At 56.6% G+C, this 15,708-nt stretch carries 12 protein-coding genes; 5 read left to right on the forward strand and 7 right to left on the reverse strand.

Translation table 11 applies throughout. From position 1 onward, the window contains the following. Positions 1 to 137 precede the first annotated feature (137 nt). The 5 genes from ppc (at position 138) to ACFFLD_RS10885 (ending at position 6,899) form a co-directional block, all read left to right on the forward strand. Complete coding sequence (ppc, locus tag ACFFLD_RS10865; protein ID WP_386040019.1) at positions 138 to 2,786, forward strand: phosphoenolpyruvate carboxylase; 2,649 nt, start codon at positions 138 to 140, stop codon at positions 2,784 to 2,786. Positions 2,787 to 2,816: 30 nt separating this feature from the next. Beyond that, positions 2,817 to 3,362, forward strand: coding sequence for a DUF924 family protein (locus ACFFLD_RS10870; protein WP_386040021.1), 546 nt, complete (start codon positions 2,817 to 2,819; stop codon positions 3,360 to 3,362). 162 nt (positions 3,363 to 3,524) lie between these two features. Next, positions 3,525 to 4,646, forward strand: coding sequence for a 23S rRNA pseudouridine(2604) synthase RluF (gene rluF / locus ACFFLD_RS10875; RefSeq protein ID WP_386040023.1), 1,122 nt, complete (start codon positions 3,525 to 3,527; stop codon positions 4,644 to 4,646). Between the two features lie 44 nt (positions 4,647 to 4,690). Further along, positions 4,691 to 4,981, forward strand: coding sequence for a DUF1294 domain-containing protein (locus tag ACFFLD_RS10880; RefSeq protein WP_386040025.1), 291 nt, complete (start codon positions 4,691 to 4,693; stop codon positions 4,979 to 4,981). A 4-nt stretch (positions 4,982 to 4,985) separates the two neighbouring features. Continuing rightward, positions 4,986 to 6,899: a monovalent cation:proton antiporter-2 (CPA2) family protein gene (locus ACFFLD_RS10885; protein ID WP_386040028.1), complete on the forward strand. Its 1,914-nt coding sequence runs from the start codon at positions 4,986 to 4,988 to the stop codon at positions 6,897 to 6,899. 65 nt (positions 6,900 to 6,964) lie between these two features. Here the strand turns inward: ACFFLD_RS10885 and ACFFLD_RS10890 are convergent, their stop codons facing one another. The 7 genes from ACFFLD_RS10890 to ACFFLD_RS10920 form a co-directional block, all read right to left on the reverse strand. Next, positions 6,965 to 7,528, reverse strand: a complete 564-nt coding sequence (locus tag ACFFLD_RS10890) for a hypothetical protein (RefSeq protein ID WP_386040031.1) — start codon at positions 7,526 to 7,528, stop codon at positions 6,965 to 6,967. Positions 7,529 to 7,592: 64 nt separating this feature from the next. Beyond that, on the reverse strand, positions 7,593 to 8,417 hold the full coding sequence (locus ACFFLD_RS10895; RefSeq protein ID WP_386040033.1) for a class I SAM-dependent methyltransferase: 825 nt from the start codon (positions 8,415 to 8,417) through the stop codon (positions 7,593 to 7,595). A gap of 6 nt (positions 8,418 to 8,423) precedes the next feature. Further along, positions 8,424 to 10,181, reverse strand: coding sequence for an AMP-binding protein (locus ACFFLD_RS10900; protein ID WP_386040035.1), 1,758 nt, complete (start codon positions 10,179 to 10,181; stop codon positions 8,424 to 8,426). An 88-nt stretch (positions 10,182 to 10,269) separates the two neighbouring features. Continuing rightward, positions 10,270 to 11,175: a hydroxymethylglutaryl-CoA lyase gene (locus ACFFLD_RS10905; RefSeq protein ID WP_386040037.1), complete on the reverse strand. Its 906-nt coding sequence runs from the start codon at positions 11,173 to 11,175 to the stop codon at positions 10,270 to 10,272. Between the two features lie 10 nt (positions 11,176 to 11,185). Then, positions 11,186 to 13,240, reverse strand: a complete 2,055-nt coding sequence (locus ACFFLD_RS10910; RefSeq protein ID WP_386040039.1) for an acetyl/propionyl/methylcrotonyl-CoA carboxylase subunit alpha — start codon at positions 13,238 to 13,240, stop codon at positions 11,186 to 11,188. Then, positions 13,237 to 14,061, reverse strand: coding sequence for an enoyl-CoA hydratase/isomerase family protein (locus ACFFLD_RS10915; protein WP_386040041.1), 825 nt, complete (start codon positions 14,059 to 14,061; stop codon positions 13,237 to 13,239). Before ACFFLD_RS10915 ends, ACFFLD_RS10910 begins: the two co-directional genes overlap by 4 nt. Before the next feature lie 12 nt (positions 14,062 to 14,073). Next, positions 14,074 to 15,681, reverse strand: coding sequence for a carboxyl transferase domain-containing protein (locus ACFFLD_RS10920; RefSeq protein WP_386040043.1), 1,608 nt, complete (start codon positions 15,679 to 15,681; stop codon positions 14,074 to 14,076). Positions 15,682 to 15,708 lie beyond the last annotated feature (27 nt).

The raw sequence follows: 15,708 nt of genomic DNA on the forward strand, positions 1-15,708 counted from the left end.
CAAAAAACGGCGAAAAAGCGGAGTTTACGAGGTGTAAATGAGTATTTTGAGACGTTTTTTAACACAGCATGGCCGAGCGCAGGCAGTTTTCGTACAAAGCCTAATAATGAAGCTAGCCCAGCAAGGAGGCCATGCCAATGAGTCACGACCTACACGAATCCCTGCGCGATAACGTGCGTATTCTGGGCGATAGCCTGGGGCGAACCATTGCAGATGATTTAGGCCAAGGATTTGTCGATAAAATTGAAACCATTCGCGCGCATGCCAAGCGTGGGCGCAAGGGTGACTCGCTGCAGCAGCGCGAATTAATAGAGTATCTTCGTCAATTGCCCGAGCAAGACCTGCTGCCGGTGACACGTGCATTTAACCAATTTTTAAACCTCGCCAATATTGCCGAGCAGCACTATCGGGCGCGTTTTCGCCGCGTGGAAGATTACAAACCCGGTTCTCAGCCGGTACTGGGAGAGTTGCTGGAGCGTGCTCAGCAGGCAGGTAACTCCCCACGTAAACTGGTCGAAACACTGGCCAATATGCGTGTCGAACTGGTATTGACCGCGCATCCTACTGAAGTTATCCGCCGCACCCTGATTCAGAAATACGATGCCATTGACGAATGCCTAACTGCCATTGAAAGTTCGGAAGATTATCCCGAGCGTGGCACCCGCGCCCAGGGTCGGTTGGAAGAGCTCATTAGCCAGGCCTGGCACACCGATGAGATTCGTCATGAGCGGCCCACCCCGGTCGATGAAGCCAAGTGGGGGTTTGCGGTGATTGAGAACTCGCTATGGCAGGCGGTGCCTGACTTCCATCGCGATTTGGATAACCTGTTGCTGGACACGGCCGGTGAACGTCTGCCTCTGGACGCCGCACCGATACGCTATGCCTCCTGGATGGGGGGCGATCGTGACGGCAATCCCAATGTTACCGCTCGGGTTACCCGCGAAGTGCTGCTGCTTGGCCGCTGGATGGCCGCAGACCTCTACCTTCGCGATCTTGAACAGCTAAAAACCGAGCTTTCCATGTGGAAGGCCAACAGCGCGCTCAAAGCGGAAGCGGGCGATGTCACTGAACCATATCGCGAAGTACTCAAGCGCCTGCTGGCAAAAATGGAAGCGACCCGCGACTGGGCTAAAGCAGAGCTTGACGGGCGTAACTATGACGGTGGCCCGATTGTTGAAACCCGCGATCAGCTCTATTCGCCGCTGCTCGCCTGCTACCGCTCGCTGTGTGATGTAGGCCTGGATACCATCGCCAATGGCGCGCTGTTGGATACCTTGCGCCGGGTCGCGGTATTTGGCGTTACCCTGACCAAGCTCGACCTGCGCCAAGAGGCTAGCCGCCATGCTCAGGTGATCGAAGAGTTGACCAGCGCGCTGGGCCTCGGCGCTTACCAGGAGTGGGACGAAGCGGAGCGACAAGCGTTCCTGCTGACCGAGTTAACATCAAGGCGGCCGCTGATTCCCCGCCGCTGGGAGTGCTCAGCGGAGTCTCGCGAAGTGCTCGACACCTTTAAAGTCATTGCCCAAGAGCATGCCGAGGCGCTGGGAACCTATATTATTTCAATGGCTGCGGAGCCATCGGACGTGCTGACCGTCGCACTGCTGATGAAAGAAGTGGGTGGTCAAGTCACGCTACCGATCGCGCCGCTGTTTGAAACCCTTAATGACCTGAACCAAGCTGGCGCCGTCATCGATAAACTGCTCTCCATACCCGGCTATCGTTCGCTGATCGATGACCGTCAGGAAGTGATGATTGGCTACTCAGACTCGGCCAAGGACGCGGGGCAACTGGCGGCCGCCTGGGCTCAATATCGCGCTCAGGAGTCGTTAGTCAATGTATGTGAAAGTCATGGCGTCGACTTGACGCTGTTTCACGGTCGTGGCGGTACCGTAGGACGCGGGGGCGGCCCGGCTCACGCGGCGATTCTCTCCCAGCCTCCCGGTTCGGTGAACGGCAGCCTGCGAGTGACGGAGCAGGGCGAGATGATTCGCTTCAAGTTTGGCCAGCCGGATATTGCGCTACGCTCCATGGAGATCTATGCCTGCGCGGTATTGGAAGCAACCCTGTTACCGCCGCCAGCTCCACAGCCGCATTGGCGAGAGGAGATGGATCAGCTTGCCAAGGTGGCGCACGCCGGGTATGTCGGCGTCGTGCGTGAAGACCCCGATTTTGTCCCCTATTTCCGCGCGGTAACGCCAGAAGGGGCATTGGGCAGGCTGCCATTAGGGTCGCGTCCCACCAAGCGGCGTCAAGATGGTGGGGTTGAAACGCTCCGCGCTATTCCGTGGATTTTTGCCTGGACGCAGATCCGCCTGATGTTGCCCGCGTGGCTGGGCAGCGGTGAAGCTTTCTCGGCACGCTTAGAGCAGTCAGGTGGGCGAGAGGTGCTGCAGGAAATGCGCAATGACTGGCCCTTCTTTGGTACCTATCTGGACATGCTTGAGATGCTATTGGCCAAAGCCGATGTGGCGATTGCCGCCTACTATGAGCACCGGCTGGTGGATGAGCCATCGCTCAAGGCATTGGGTAAAAAACTGCGTGGACGGTTTGCACGCCTAGAAGAGGCGGTGTTGGATATACTCCAACAAGAGAAACTGCTCGAGAACACGCCGTTGATACGTCAGGCGATTGATGTGCGCAACCCGTACATTGATCCTCTGCATGGTCTTCAGGCGGAGCTGTTGCAGCGTAACCGCGACGCCGATGGGGCGATTAGTGCTGATTTATCGCGAGCGCTGATGGTCACCATGGCGGGCATTGCCGCCGGGTTGCGCAACACTGGGTAGGTTGTTTCTTGCCACTTCAAGGAGGCGTCAATGTTGTCAGATATTCAAGCGGTTCTCGATTTTTGGTTTGCAACGTTGACGCCCGCTCAGTGGTTTAAGAAAGACGCTCAGCTTGATCGCACGATCACTGAGCGTTTTAGCGAACTGCATGCAAAGGCCGCCCGGTGCGAATGCTATTTGTGGCGAGAGTCGGCCTATGGCCGACTGGCGGAAATCATTGTGTTGGATCAATTTGCGCGCAATATCTACCGCGGTGATCCAAGGGCGTTTGCTACCGACGCTCTCGCCCTGGCGTTGGCTCAGGAAGCGGTAGCCAGCGGAGCAGATACAGCGCTAAGCAATGACCAGCGGGCGTTTTTGTATATGCCGTTTATGCATAGCGAATCGGCGGCCATTCATACGATAGCGATGCAGCTGTTTGGCCAGCCGGGGTTAGAGAATAACCTCGACTTTGAAGTACGTCACAAGGCCATTATTGATCGCTTCGGCCGGTACCCACACCGCAACGCGCTATTAGGACGAGCCTCGACTGATGAGGAGTTGGCGTTTTTAGAGCAGCCCGGCTCTTCTTTTTAATCGCGGTTTATTAGCCACTAGCGTTTTTGAGACCGGCTTTTAGGCGCTGGTTTTTAGGAGCTGGTTTTTAGGAATTGGTTTTTAAGAATCGGTTTTTAGGAATCGCTTTCTAGTCATTATAGTTAAGTCACTCTTTTATTTTCCTTAGCCCCATGGCGTTTTATGTCGTTACGAAAATCTACCCGTATCAATAAGTACATTAGCGAAAGTGGAATGTGTTCTCGCCGCGAAGCTGACCGCTTTGTGGAGCAGGGCAATGTGTGGATTAACGGTCGCCGTGCGACCACTGGCGACCAAGTCGTGGCCGGTGACTTGGTCAAGGTTAACGGGCAGGAGATCGAGCCTCAGGAAGAGGAAGATTTAGTGCTGATTGCGCTGAATAAACCAGTGGGTATTGTGAGCACCACTGAATCCAGCGAAAAGGATAATATCGTCGAATTCGTGAAGCACGGCACGCGGATTTTCCCTATTGGTCGGCTTGATAAAGACTCCCAAGGACTGATTTTTTTAACCAATAATGGCGATCTGGTTAATAAAATTCTGCGTGCCAATAATCATCACGAAAAAGAGTATCAGGTGACGGTGAACAAGCCCATCACCGATGAGTTTATCGAGGGCATGCAAAATGGCGTGCCGATTCTGGGCAAGGTGACCAAGCGCTGCAAGGTGCAAAAAGAGTCCACGTTTGTCTTTACCATTACCCTGGTACAGGGGCTTAATCGACAAATTCGCCGTATGTGCGAATACTTCGGTTATGAAGTGACCCAGCTTATCCGCACCCGCATCATGAATGTGGCGCTTAAAGGCCTGGCCTTGGGCGACTGGCGCGACCTGACGCCTAAAGAGATCGACACTATTGTCGCGCTGACCGAACGCTCAGAGGCTGCGCCGGAGAAGAAAAGCAAAGCCAAACCGGAAAGACCCAATTACAGCGGGCGTTCAAGCGCTAACAAAGCAACACCGGCGGGGGGGAAAGCGCGCCAGAAACCGGCAAAAGCAGGGGCCAATGCCACAGGCGCTAAGCCACCCCCGAAAGGTAAAAAAGCCGCCAGCGGAAAAGTAAGTACGGGGTCAAAAACAAGCGCAGGACAAAAATCAAGCGCAGGTCCAAAATCAAGTACTGGTCCGCAGGGGCGTGCGTCAGGCAAGCCGCATCCCAAGGCCAAGGCCGCAAGCGCTAAGCCAGGGGCGAAAGGTAAAGCGGGCGCAAAACCCGCTGGGAAAGGGCGTGTTGGACGCGGTAAGCCGACGGCAGGCGGTAAGCCTTCCCAGCGCCGCAAATAGCCATTTTAGCCGGTGTCGGCGAATACGTTACGAGTGCCCTGATATTGATCCTAATTGTCGCTTTTTATGCTGTCGCCAGCGTTATCGCCTACCTTACCTACGCTGTCGATAAAAAGGCGGCGATCAATCGACGCCGTCGCGTCAGTGAAAAAACGCTTCATCTGCTTGGTGTGTTAGGTGGTTGGCCGGGCGCGCTGTTGGCGCAACGTCGACTGCGCCATAAAACCCAGAAAACCATGTTTCAATGCGTATTTTGGCTGACGGCAGGCATCAATGTGGCGTGCCTAGTCGGCTTACTTAGCTCCCCCTTACTAAGCTCTCTTTACTCAGGATGACAAAATGACAGCTTACTTTGTCCAGGCGTTTATCTATTTACTCGCCGCTGTAATAGCCGTGCCGCTCGCCAAACGGTTCGGGTTGGGTTCGGTGTTGGGCTATTTGGTAGCCGGGGTTGTCATTGGCCCTATCCTTGGATTAGTGGGGCAAGAGACCACAACGATTCAGCACTTTGCCGAATTCGGCGTTGTGATGATGCTTTTTTTGGTGGGACTGGAGCTCGACCCCAAAGGGCTATGGGCGATGCGTGTCCGACTGCTTGGGTTAGGCGGTCTTCAAGTGGTATTAACGGCCGCGGCGGGTACCTTCATCGCTGTCTGGCTCGGGCTGGTGTTTCAAACCGCGCTGGCGGTGGGACTGATTTTTGCGCTTTCGTCTACCGCGATTGTGCTGCAAACGCTGAATGAGAAAGGGCTAGGCAAAACCGAAGGCGGGCGCAGCGCCTTCTCGGTGCTGCTGTTTCAGGATATTGCGGTCATCCCCATGCTGGCGTTTATTCCCCTGCTGGCGTTGCCGGAGCTAATGGGGGCAATCAACGATGATGGCCACGCCAGTTTCAATTTAGTCTCGCACTTGCCCGGCTGGGTACACGCTTTGGTCGTGATCACCGCGATAGGAGCCGTGGTGGTGGGTGGATACTATATGGTGCCGCTGCTGTTTCGCTATGTGATTAGCTCAGGCCTGCGTGAAGTATTTACTGCGACTGCGCTGATGCTGGTAGTCGGCATCGCCGCGCTGATGAGCCTGGTCAATTTATCGCCTGCCCTCGGCGCGTTTCTGGCGGGGGTTGTACTGGCCAACAGTGAGTTTAAACATGAGCTTGAAGCCAATATCGAGCCGTTCAAAGGGCTACTGTTGGGCTTGTTTTTTATTACCGTCGGGGCCGGCATCAACTTCTCGGTGCTGGCGGCGGAGTGGGCGACCGTCCTCTCGCTAGGCTTGGCAGTTATCGTCGTCAAAGGGGTGATTCTACTGGGATTGGCGCTGCTGTTTCGGGTGCATGGCAGTAACGGTTGGCTGTTCACGCTAAGCCTTGCCCAGGCGGGTGAGTTTGGCTTTGTACTGCTGACCTATAGCGTACAGAACAGCGTTATTCCGACCGAGCTTTCCGAGATTCTCTCGCTGGTCGTGGCGCTCTCCATGTTCTTGACGCCGCTGCTGTTTATTGCCTATGACCGGCTGGTATTGCCGCGTTACCGGAGTGCCAAAAATGATGAACGTGAAGCCGACGCGATAGAAGAGCAGGCTCCGGTTATCGTCGCTGGGGTAGGGAGGTTTGGACAAATTATCTGTCGTTTGTTACGTGCCAACAATATCCCCATCGTCGCCCTGGACCACGAAATCGAGCAGATTGAAAACCTGCGCAAAATTAATATTAAAAGCTACTTTGGCGACGCCAGTCGCTCTGACTTGCTGGAAACCGCTGGAATTGAGACTGCTCGGTTAATCGTCATTGCGTTGGATGACCGTGAGCGGGCGCTGCAGATGGTGAAGCATGTTAAACAATACTACCCCAATGTGTGGGTGCTCGCGCGTGCCTTTGACCGTGGCCATAGCTATCAGCTGCGTGATGCCGGGGCTGATGATGTCGTCAGTGAAACCTATCACTCTGCACTGGAGTTGGGCGGCGACGCGCTCACTGCCTTGGGCGTTCACCCCATGCGTGCCAAGCAGATGACCTGGGCGTTTGTGAACAACGAAGAGGCACACGAGGATGAACTGTTTGCCACCTGGAAAGAAATAGAGGGCGGGAATAATTTCGGCCCTCGCTATAGTGAGCTGTTCATGAAGCTGGAAGAGGCACTGAACACTGCCATGCATCAGGATTGGCCAGAGCCTCAACGTGAAGATGTGCCCATATGGTCGCCACCCGAGGTAGCCGATGACAGTGAGAACGCGCAGCCACCAGCACCATAAAACGAGCATCAAAAGTAACTGACCAAGCAAGGGGCGCTTAAAAAAGCGCCTCGAACAGGCGTTAGTTAGAAAGGCAGATGCAGCGAGGCGCTCAACATGTTCAGGTGGCTGAGCGTCGGCGCATCGATGCGCTCGTACTCAAAGCGGCTAACCAGGCGGTTAATCGTCAAGGTGGCGCCAAAACCCTGCAGCATCGCCGTGCCGCTTTCGTCGGCGCCTGCCTGGCGGCTTTCGCCACGCCATTCGGTAATGCCGGATTTCGCATAGACACTAAATGCGCCCATGCGAATTCCGGCGATAAGAGCACCCCCCAGGCTTAGCGTATCCATCACTAATGGATTAGCACTGGAGGCCACGGTGATTTCTTCGCTTTCGCGATAGGCAATTTCGGCGCCAATATCCAACTGTGGGAGTCGACCAGGGGAAAAGCCAGCCGTAACCCGAAAGCCGCTAGTGTAGGTGTCGAGGCTGCGAAGATCACTGCCTTCTAAAAGAACGCCGTTATCAAGCTGCATTCGTTCGCTGTCGAGGGCTGTATAGGCCATTACCGGGGTCGTATCGTCAGCGTAGCAGCTAAACCAGGGAACAGAGCAACAGAGCAGTGTGCTTGCCAAGCGTTTGATTGGCATGATCGTACACCTATCGGTAAAGGGAAAAGCTATACCCGTAAAGGAAAAAGCCTACCCATTGAGACTAGCAACTGACGTGGATCTCTACCACTTTAATTGCCCTTTGGGTCAAATTAGTGACCAGGTGTTTACCCATGCTGAGAAACTGCTCGCCGAATACCCACTGGGGCGAGAGTATCGCCTGGCGTGGTGTCTGCTCTTTTTGGCGTTGTTGCTGGCGCCACGCTAGCGCTGTATCGCTCCAGTCGTCCACGTGCTCAATGGTGAATCCGCCTGCCTGCAGCAAATCTGTGAGCGCCGTTAGTGTGAGTAGGTGTGAATGTTCCGGCGTCGCCGCCCAGGGCACCGGATAGCGAAGTTGAGCCACGTTAGGGCCACTGATGATCTCATGCATCACCAACTGCCCGCCGGGGCGCAGCACGCGGTGGCTTTGGGCGATCACCTTCGCCGGGTCAGGCATATTGAGCAAGCTGTGCTGGAAAAGCACGGCATCCAGGCAGTTATCAGCAAACGGTAGGGCGCTGGCATTGCCCGTTACCCAGGCAAGCGGTGGACTATTTGGCAACTTGACCCGTGTCGTCAGCGCTTGGTTGAGGGCACTGAACCCATGGGTGATATCCAGGCCGGTCATTTGAAAGCCAAGAGAAGCGCCCAGGCGCATCAATCCACCCAGTCCGGCGCCAATGTCGAGTACTCGTGGATGGGTCGCCGGGTCTAACCGTGCAAGCAAGCGGTTAGAGGCTGCCATACCGCCAATATGCAACTGATCCAACGGGGCCAACTGACGAAGCGTGGGCCCCGTGGGGTAATGGGTGTCTATCTGTGTCAGTACCTCATCAGCGCGCAGGGCACGCTGATAGTGGTCGGCTAAGCAGTTGGAGGAGGCCATCGTTGGTCAGGGCTCTTGGTCCAAGCCTGATTCTTCACCCAAGCCTGATTCTTCACCCAACCCTGATTCTTCACCCAACCCCAGCTCCTGAATGGAGATCTCGCGCATCTTGAATTTCTGAATCTTGCCGGTCACCGTCATGGGGAACTCGTCAACAAACTTGAAGTAGCGCGGGATCTTGAAGTGGGTGATCTTGCCCTTGCAGTATTCGCGCAGCTCTTCGCCGGAGACGTCATCAGCGGTGGAGGTGAGCTTCACCCAGGCAATCAGCTCTTCGCCGTATTTCTTGTCCGGCACGCCGGTAACCTGCACATCAGATATGGCCGGGTGGGTATATAGAAACTCTTCGATCTCTTTGGGATACACGTTTTCGCCACCGCGGATCACCATGTCCTTGATACGCCCGACAATTTGGATATAGCCCTCTTCATCCATGGTGGCAAGATCCCCGGTGTGCATCCAGCCTGCTTCATCGATCGTCTCTGCGGTGGCTTTATCATTGTTCCAGTACTTGAGCATCACGCTATAGCCACGAGTACACAGCTCGCCAATTTCGCCTCTCGGCAAGATGCCGCCATTGCCAGGGTCGACAATCTTGTTTTCCAGATGGGGCTGGGTACGGCCGACGGTGGAAACGCGTTTTTCGATGCTGTCATTGGCGCCTGTCTGGGCGGAGACGGGGCTGGTTTCGGTCATGCCATAGGCGATCTGCACGCCTTTCATGTTCATCTTCTCGATGACCTGCTTCATGATTTCGGCAGGACAGATCGACCCTGCCATGATGCCGGTACGCAGTGAAGAGAGATCGGTAGCGGCAAAGTCAGGGTGATCGAGCTCAGCGATGAACATGGTCGGCACGCCGTACAGCGCGGTGGCTCGCTGCTCGTGTACCGCCTTGAGTACCTTGCCAGGGTCAAAGCCCTCGTCTGGGTAGATCATGGTAGCGCCGTGGGTCATACAGCCCAGATTACCCATGACCATGCCAAAACAGTGATAGAGCGGTACCGGAATCACCAGCCGGTCGGCACTGGTAAAGCCCATGCTTTCCGCCACAAAGAAGCCGTTGTTGAGAATGTTATGGTGAGAAAGAGTAGCGCCCTTCGGAAAGCCGGTGGTGCCCGAGGTATATTGAATGTTGATCGCATCGTCGAACTGCAGTGTTGCCTGCAGGTCGTCGACGTCGGTCTGGCTAACCTTGCTGGCCTGGGCCATCAGGTCTTCCCAGCGCCACATGCCGCTAAGCTTTTCCTTGCTAAGATTGATGACGCACTCAAGCTCGGGCAGCTTTTGAGAGGAGAGTTGGCCGTCGCTGCTGTTTTTTAATTCGGGGGCAAGTTCATACAGCATGGCGCTGTAGTCGGAGCTTTTGAAACAATGCGCGGTGACCAGAAAGCGCGCGCCGGATTGATTCAGCGCGTATTCCAGCTCATGGGTACGGTAGGAGGGGTTGATGTTGACCAGAATGGCGCCAATTTTGGCGGTGGCAAACTGTGTCAGCGTCCATTCGCTACCGTTAGGCGCCCAGATAGCTACTCGATCCCCCCGTTGAACTCCAATGGAGAGCAGGGCGCGAGCACAGCGGTTGACCTCTTCCTGAAGCTTGCGATAGGTCCAGTGAATCTGTTGGTGCAACACGATCAAGGCGTCATTATCGGCATATTGAGCAGCGATTTGATCGAACTTGTCACCAATGGTCATGCCCAGCAAGGGCTTGTCCGCCATGCTGCTGGAATAGCTGGGTACAGTGAGTGCTGGTGAAGACATGGTAGATTTCTCCGGTATTTTTTCTTATCTGAACGGGAAGCCCGGCATACTGAATTACTGTTATTAGTGTTATGGCTAACGACACATCTTAACGACTGGCGCCTTTTGCCAGGGCGACTTTGGAACTTGGAGTACGGCCCAGCTCTTGGGTGATCCAGTAGCCGGTATCAACCACCGCCTGCAGGTCGATGCCCGTTTTAATACCCAGTCCTTCGAGCAGATAAAGAACATCTTCCGTGGCCACGTTGCCGGAAGCGCCCTGCGCGTAAGGGCAGCCACCAAGGCCTGCCGTTGCGGCATCAATGACGCTGACGCCTTCTTCCATGACCGCGTATAAATTCGCTAGCGCCATGCCGTAAGTGTCATGGAAGTGGGCGGCTACGTGCTCGATGGGCACCTGTTGACGGACCGCTTCAATCATCCGCTTGGCGGCAAGCGGCGTGCCCACACCGATGGTGTCGCCCAGCGACACCTCATAACAGCCCATCTCATAAAGTGCGTTAGCCACCTCGGCGACTTTGCCTGGCGCGATCTCGCCTTCATAAGGGCAGCCCAATACGCAGGAAACGTAGCCACGTACCCGAACGCCTGCCTCGTGGGCACGTGCCAGCACAGGTTCAAAGCGTGTCAGTGACTCGGCAATCGAGCAGTTGATGTTTTTTTGCGAGAAGGCTTCCGAAGCGGCACCAAACACCGCGACTTCTTCCACGCCGACCGCCAAGGCGTTTTCCAGTCCTTTTAGATTGGGCGTAAGGGCTGAGTAGACCACGCCCGGCTGGCGGGTAATGCCATCCATCACCTCAGTCGCATCCCCCATTTGTGGAACCCACTTCGGCGAGACGAAACTGGCTGCTTCAATATGCGTAATGCCCGCCTTAACCAGCCGCTCGATCAAGGCGATTTTAGTGGCGGTGGGCACAATTCCCCCCGGCTCGTTCTGTAAGCCATCGCGGGGCGCCATTTCAAATAGTGTGACGGAGGTAGGCAGTGCCATTGATGAACTCCTATTCGCTGGGGGCAAAGTCGAGCAGTACGGCACCCTGGCTGACCGTATCGCCTGCCTGAAAGTGGAAGGTGTCGACGCTACCATTCGCGGGAGCGGTCATGGTGTGTTCCATCTTCATGGCTTCCATCACCATCAGCGGCATGCCTTTTTCAACCGCCGCACCGGGCTCCACCAGTAACGCTACCACCGTGCCATGCATGGGCGCGGTCAGGGTGGATTCGGCTTCATGATGACCGTGATCAATAGCGTCGATGCGCCGCCAGAACAGGCGTGTTTCGCCGCTTGGATCAGCCATCACGACTACATGGCCGTCGCGGTGTGCCTGCAGGCGGCGGCGGTGGCCGTTCAGGGTAACCGCCACCGCATCGCCTGCGAGGGGTTGCAGGCTGGCCGTCAGGCGTTCATCGCCAATGGACAGTTGCCACTGCGACTCGCCTGCACTGCGTTTGCCTTCAACAATGATCACTGCTTCATCGCTATCATCTGCCTGTGCACTGGCTGGGTCACATAGCGCGATGCGAATGGTATGGGGCGCGTTGAGGCGAAAGCCATCATGGCGATCCCAGGGTGAGTCGCTTTCAACTTCCAGGGCCAGTTGATGCAGGCCAATCAGTGCTGCACTGGCATAAGCCTCGGTTGAATAGGTGCGCGGAGCAAACAGCGTTGCTTCGTTACGCTCAATAAAGCGCGTATCCAGTTCGACGTTCTTGAAGCCAGGATGGGTCGCCAGGCGCATCAGGAAGGCCCGGTTGGTCACCACACCTTGAACGTCCAGCGCCGCCAGCGCACGGTTCAGGGTGGCCAGCGCCGCATCTCGGTCAGGCCCATGCACAATCAGCTTGGCAAGCATGGGGTCGTAGTGCATCGACACCACATCGCCGCTCTCTACACCGCTATCCAGGCGCACTTGGTCAGTGCTTAACCCAGCACCTTCCATATCCAGCGCGAAACGCGTCAGTAGGCCTGTGGCAGGCAAAAAGTCCTGATCCGGGTCTTCAGCGTAAATGCGCGCTTCAAAACTGTGGCCGGTAATGGTCAATTCGTCTTGACGGCAGGGCAGCGGTTCGCCCATCGCTACACGCAGCTGCCACTCGACCAGATCCTGGCCGGTGATCATCTCGGTCACCGGGTGCTCGACCTGCAGGCGCGTGTTCATTTCCATAAAGTAGAACGAACCGTCCGCGTCCAACAAGAATTCGACGGTACCTGCGCCTACATAGCCGATCTCTTGAGCGGCGCGAACTGCGGCATCGCCCATGGCGCTACGTAGCTCAGGTGTCATGCCGGGCGCCGGGGCTTCTTCGATGACTTTCTGGTGGCGCCGCTGCACGCTGCAGTCGCGCTCGAACAGGTAAACGCCGTTACCATGACGGTCGCAGAATACCTGTACTTCCACATGGCGTGGCTGGACCAGATATTTTTCGATCAGCATGCGATCGTCACCGAACGCGGCCTTGGATTCGCGTCGGCAGCCTTCCAGGGCGCTCTGAAATGCGCTGCTGCTCTCCACCACGCGCATGCCTTTGCCGCCGCCGCCCGCGCTGGCTTTGAGCATTACCGGGTAGCCGATGTTATCGGCCTCGGCGCGCAGCAGATCGTCGTCCTGGTCATCGTCATGATAGCCGGGAGCAAGCGGCACTCCGGCATTGGCCATACGTGCCTTGGCGGCGGATTTATCACCCATGGCGGCAATGGCCGAGGCGGGCGGGCCCACAAAGGTAATACCGGCCTGGTCAAGGGCGTCGACAAAACTGCCGTTTTCGGACAGAAAACCATAGCCGGGGTGGATGGCGCCGGTGCCGCTACGCTGGGCGGCGTCCACTACCGCCTCGATATTGAGATAACTTTCCCGCGCTGCCGCCGGGCCCAGGCGAACCGCTTCATCGGCTTCGCGTACGTGGCGGGCGGTGGCATCAGCATCGGAATAGACCGCGACGGTTTTCAGCCCCATACGGCGGGCAGTGCGCATGACACGACAGGCGATTTCACCGCGGTTGGCGACTAACAGCGTATCAAAGGGGGTGGTGCGAGCGGCTTTTTCGTGTTTGTTCATGAGCGACGCTCCGAAGCGTTAGGTGTGTTATTGGATTCGACCCAATCCGGGCGGCGCTTTTCAAAGAAACTGGATAAGCCCTCTTGGCCCTCTGGGCTTACCCGCAGCTTGGCGATGACCTGGCAGGTATGCTCACGAGTGCTATCGCTATCGGGCGCTTGAGCGACTGTCGCCATCAGGTCCTTGGTCGCACGCTGGGCTTGGGGTGAACCCGCTAATAGCGTCGCCAGCATGGCGTCGACTGCGCTATCCAGCGCCTCGTGTTCCACCACCTGATGAGCCAAGCCTAGCGTCAACGCCGTTTGGGCGTTCATCACTTCGGCCGTCAAGGCGAAGCGGCGCATTTGTCGCTCGCCGAGGGCGCGTTGTACATAAGGGCTGATGACCGCAGGCGACAGGCCAATTTTGACTTCCGAAAGACAGAATTTGGCGTGTTCTGACGCAATCACGATATCGCAACAGGCCGCCAGCCCCACCGCACCACCAAAGGCGGCACCTTGAACGCGGCAAAGCGTAGGGCAGGGCAGCGAATCCAGACCGTGCATCAGGGCGGCGAGCTTGCGGGAGTCGGCGAGATTATCGTCAAAATCGTAATCGACCATCCGCTTCATCCAGTGTAAATCGGCCCCCGCCGAAAAACTCTTGCCTTCAGAACCTAGTACCACCACCCGCACCTCGCCCGCGTCGGCGAGTGGATGCAGTTCATCAAGATGGGCATTCAGCTCGGCAATTAGGCTGTCGTCAAAGGCGTTGTGCACATCGGGGCGGTTTAATGTCAGGCGCGCCACGCCCTGTTCAATTATCAGTGTTGAATAAGCCATGTGAATTGCCCTCTACATCCGGAACACGCCAAAGCGCGTCTCTTCTACCTCGGCATTCATTGCGGCAGCTAATGAAAGCCCCAGCACATCACGGGTTTGCAGCGGGTCAATCACCCCGTCGTCCCACAGCCGGGCGCTGGCGTAGTAGGGGTGACCCTGATGCTCGTACTGATCGCGAATAGGTTGCTTAAAGGCCTCTTCATCCTGTCGGCTCCACTCCTGGCCGTCACGATCGAACTGTTCACGTTTGACCTGGGCCAGCACGCCTGCCGCCTGCTCACCACCCATCACCGAAATACGCGCATTGGGCCACATGAACAGCAGGTTGGGATCATAGGCACGGCCACACATACCGTAGTTGCCCGCGCCGAAGCTGCCGCCGATCAGCACTGTGTACTTGGGCACCTTGGCACAGGCTACGGCGGTGACCAGCTTGGCGCCATGTTTGGCGATGCCTTCGTGCTCGTACTTGGAGCCGACCATAAAGCCGGTAATATTCTGCAGGAAAATCAATGGGATCTTGCGCTGGGCACAGAGCTCAATAAAGTGCGCGCCTTTCACGGCGCTTTCGGAAAACAGCACGCCGTTGTTGGCCACGATCCCGACCGGAAAGCCATGAATATGCGCAAAACCGGTGACCAGGGTTTCGCCGTAGTAGCGCTTGAATTCATCGAAGTCGGAATCGTCGACGATACGGCCAATCACTTCGCGGACGTCGTAAGGCTTTTTAAGGTCGGTCCCCACAATGCCGTATAGCTCGGTGGGGTCGAGCTTGGGCGGCTTGGGGGCCTGCATGGCAAGCTTGCCGCGCTTTTGCCAATTTAGCCGCGACACGCAGCTGCGTGCCAACTGAAGCGCGTGGGCGTCGTTTTCGGCGTAATGGTCGGCCACGCCGCTGACTTTAGCGTGAACGTCGGCACCGCCCAGGTCTTCGGCGCTAATGTTTTCGCCGGTGGCCGCTTTCACCAGCGGCGGGCCGCCAAGGAAAATGGTGCCCTGCTCTTTAACGATGATGGATTCATCTGCCATGGCGGGGACATACGCGCCTCCCGCCGTGCAGGACCCCATCACCACGGCGATTTGGGGAATGCCTTCGGCGGACATGGTCGCCTGATTATAGAAGATACGCCCGAAGTGATCCCGGTCGGGAAAGACATCATCCTGACGGGGCAGAAAGGCACCGCCGGAGTCGACCAGATAAATGCACGGCAGGCGATGCTTGCGGGCGATCTCCTGGGCGCGAAGGTGCTTTTTAACGGTTAACGGGAAGTAAGTGCCGCCTTTTACCGTGGCGTCGTTGGCGACAATCACACACTCAACGCCGGACACTCTGCCAATGCCGGTAATCACACCGGCAGCAGGAATTTCGCTGTCATAGATAGCGTGCGCCGCCAGGGCCGAAAACTCTAGAAACGGTGAGCCTTCGTCAATCAAGTGATCAATACGATCACGAACAAACAGCTTGCCACGGCTCTCATGGCGCTCGCGGGCTTTGCTACCGCCGCCTTGGGCGATGGCGGCGGTCAGCTCGCGCAGTTTGGTGACTTCATCGCGCATCGCCGCTTCATTGGCTTGAAACACATCACTGCGTGGATTGACTTGGCTATTAACAATGCTCATGGCGCGACCTTGCTGATTGTTATTAAA

Source organism: Vreelandella sulfidaeris, assembly GCF_042429665.1.
Taxonomy (GTDB): Bacteria; Pseudomonadota; Gammaproteobacteria; order Pseudomonadales; family Halomonadaceae; genus Vreelandella.

Bases quoted from the DNA above. Each gene is read 5' to 3' on its own strand.
- ACFFLD_RS10895 (WP_386040033.1), bottom strand. From the start codon at position 8,417: ATGGCCTCCTCCAACTGCTTAGCCGACCACTATCAGCGTGCCCTGCGC.
- ACFFLD_RS10870 (WP_386040021.1), top strand. From the start codon at position 2,817: ATGTTGTCAGATATTCAAGCGGTTCTCGATTTTTGGTTTGCAACGTTG.
- ppc (WP_386040019.1), top strand. From the start codon at position 138: ATGAGTCACGACCTACACGAATCCCTGCGCGATAACGTGCGTATTCTG.
- ACFFLD_RS10890 (WP_386040031.1), bottom strand. From the start codon at position 7,528: ATGCCAATCAAACGCTTGGCAAGCACACTGCTCTGTTGCTCTGTTCCC.
- ACFFLD_RS10885 (WP_386040028.1), top strand. From the start codon at position 4,986: ATGACAGCTTACTTTGTCCAGGCGTTTATCTATTTACTCGCCGCTGTA.
- ACFFLD_RS10910 (WP_386040039.1), bottom strand. From the start codon at position 13,240: ATGAACAAACACGAAAAAGCCGCTCGCACCACCCCCTTTGATACGCTG.
- rluF (WP_386040023.1), top strand. From the start codon at position 3,525: ATGTCGTTACGAAAATCTACCCGTATCAATAAGTACATTAGCGAAAGT.
- ACFFLD_RS10915 (WP_386040041.1), bottom strand. From the start codon at position 14,061: ATGGCTTATTCAACACTGATAATTGAACAGGGCGTGGCGCGCCTGACA.
- ACFFLD_RS10905 (WP_386040037.1), bottom strand. From the start codon at position 11,175: ATGGCACTGCCTACCTCCGTCACACTATTTGAAATGGCGCCCCGCGAT.
- ACFFLD_RS10920 (WP_386040043.1), bottom strand. From the start codon at position 15,681: ATGAGCATTGTTAATAGCCAAGTCAATCCACGCAGTGATGTGTTTCAA.
- ACFFLD_RS10900 (WP_386040035.1), bottom strand. From the start codon at position 10,181: ATGTCTTCACCAGCACTCACTGTACCCAGCTATTCCAGCAGCATGGCG.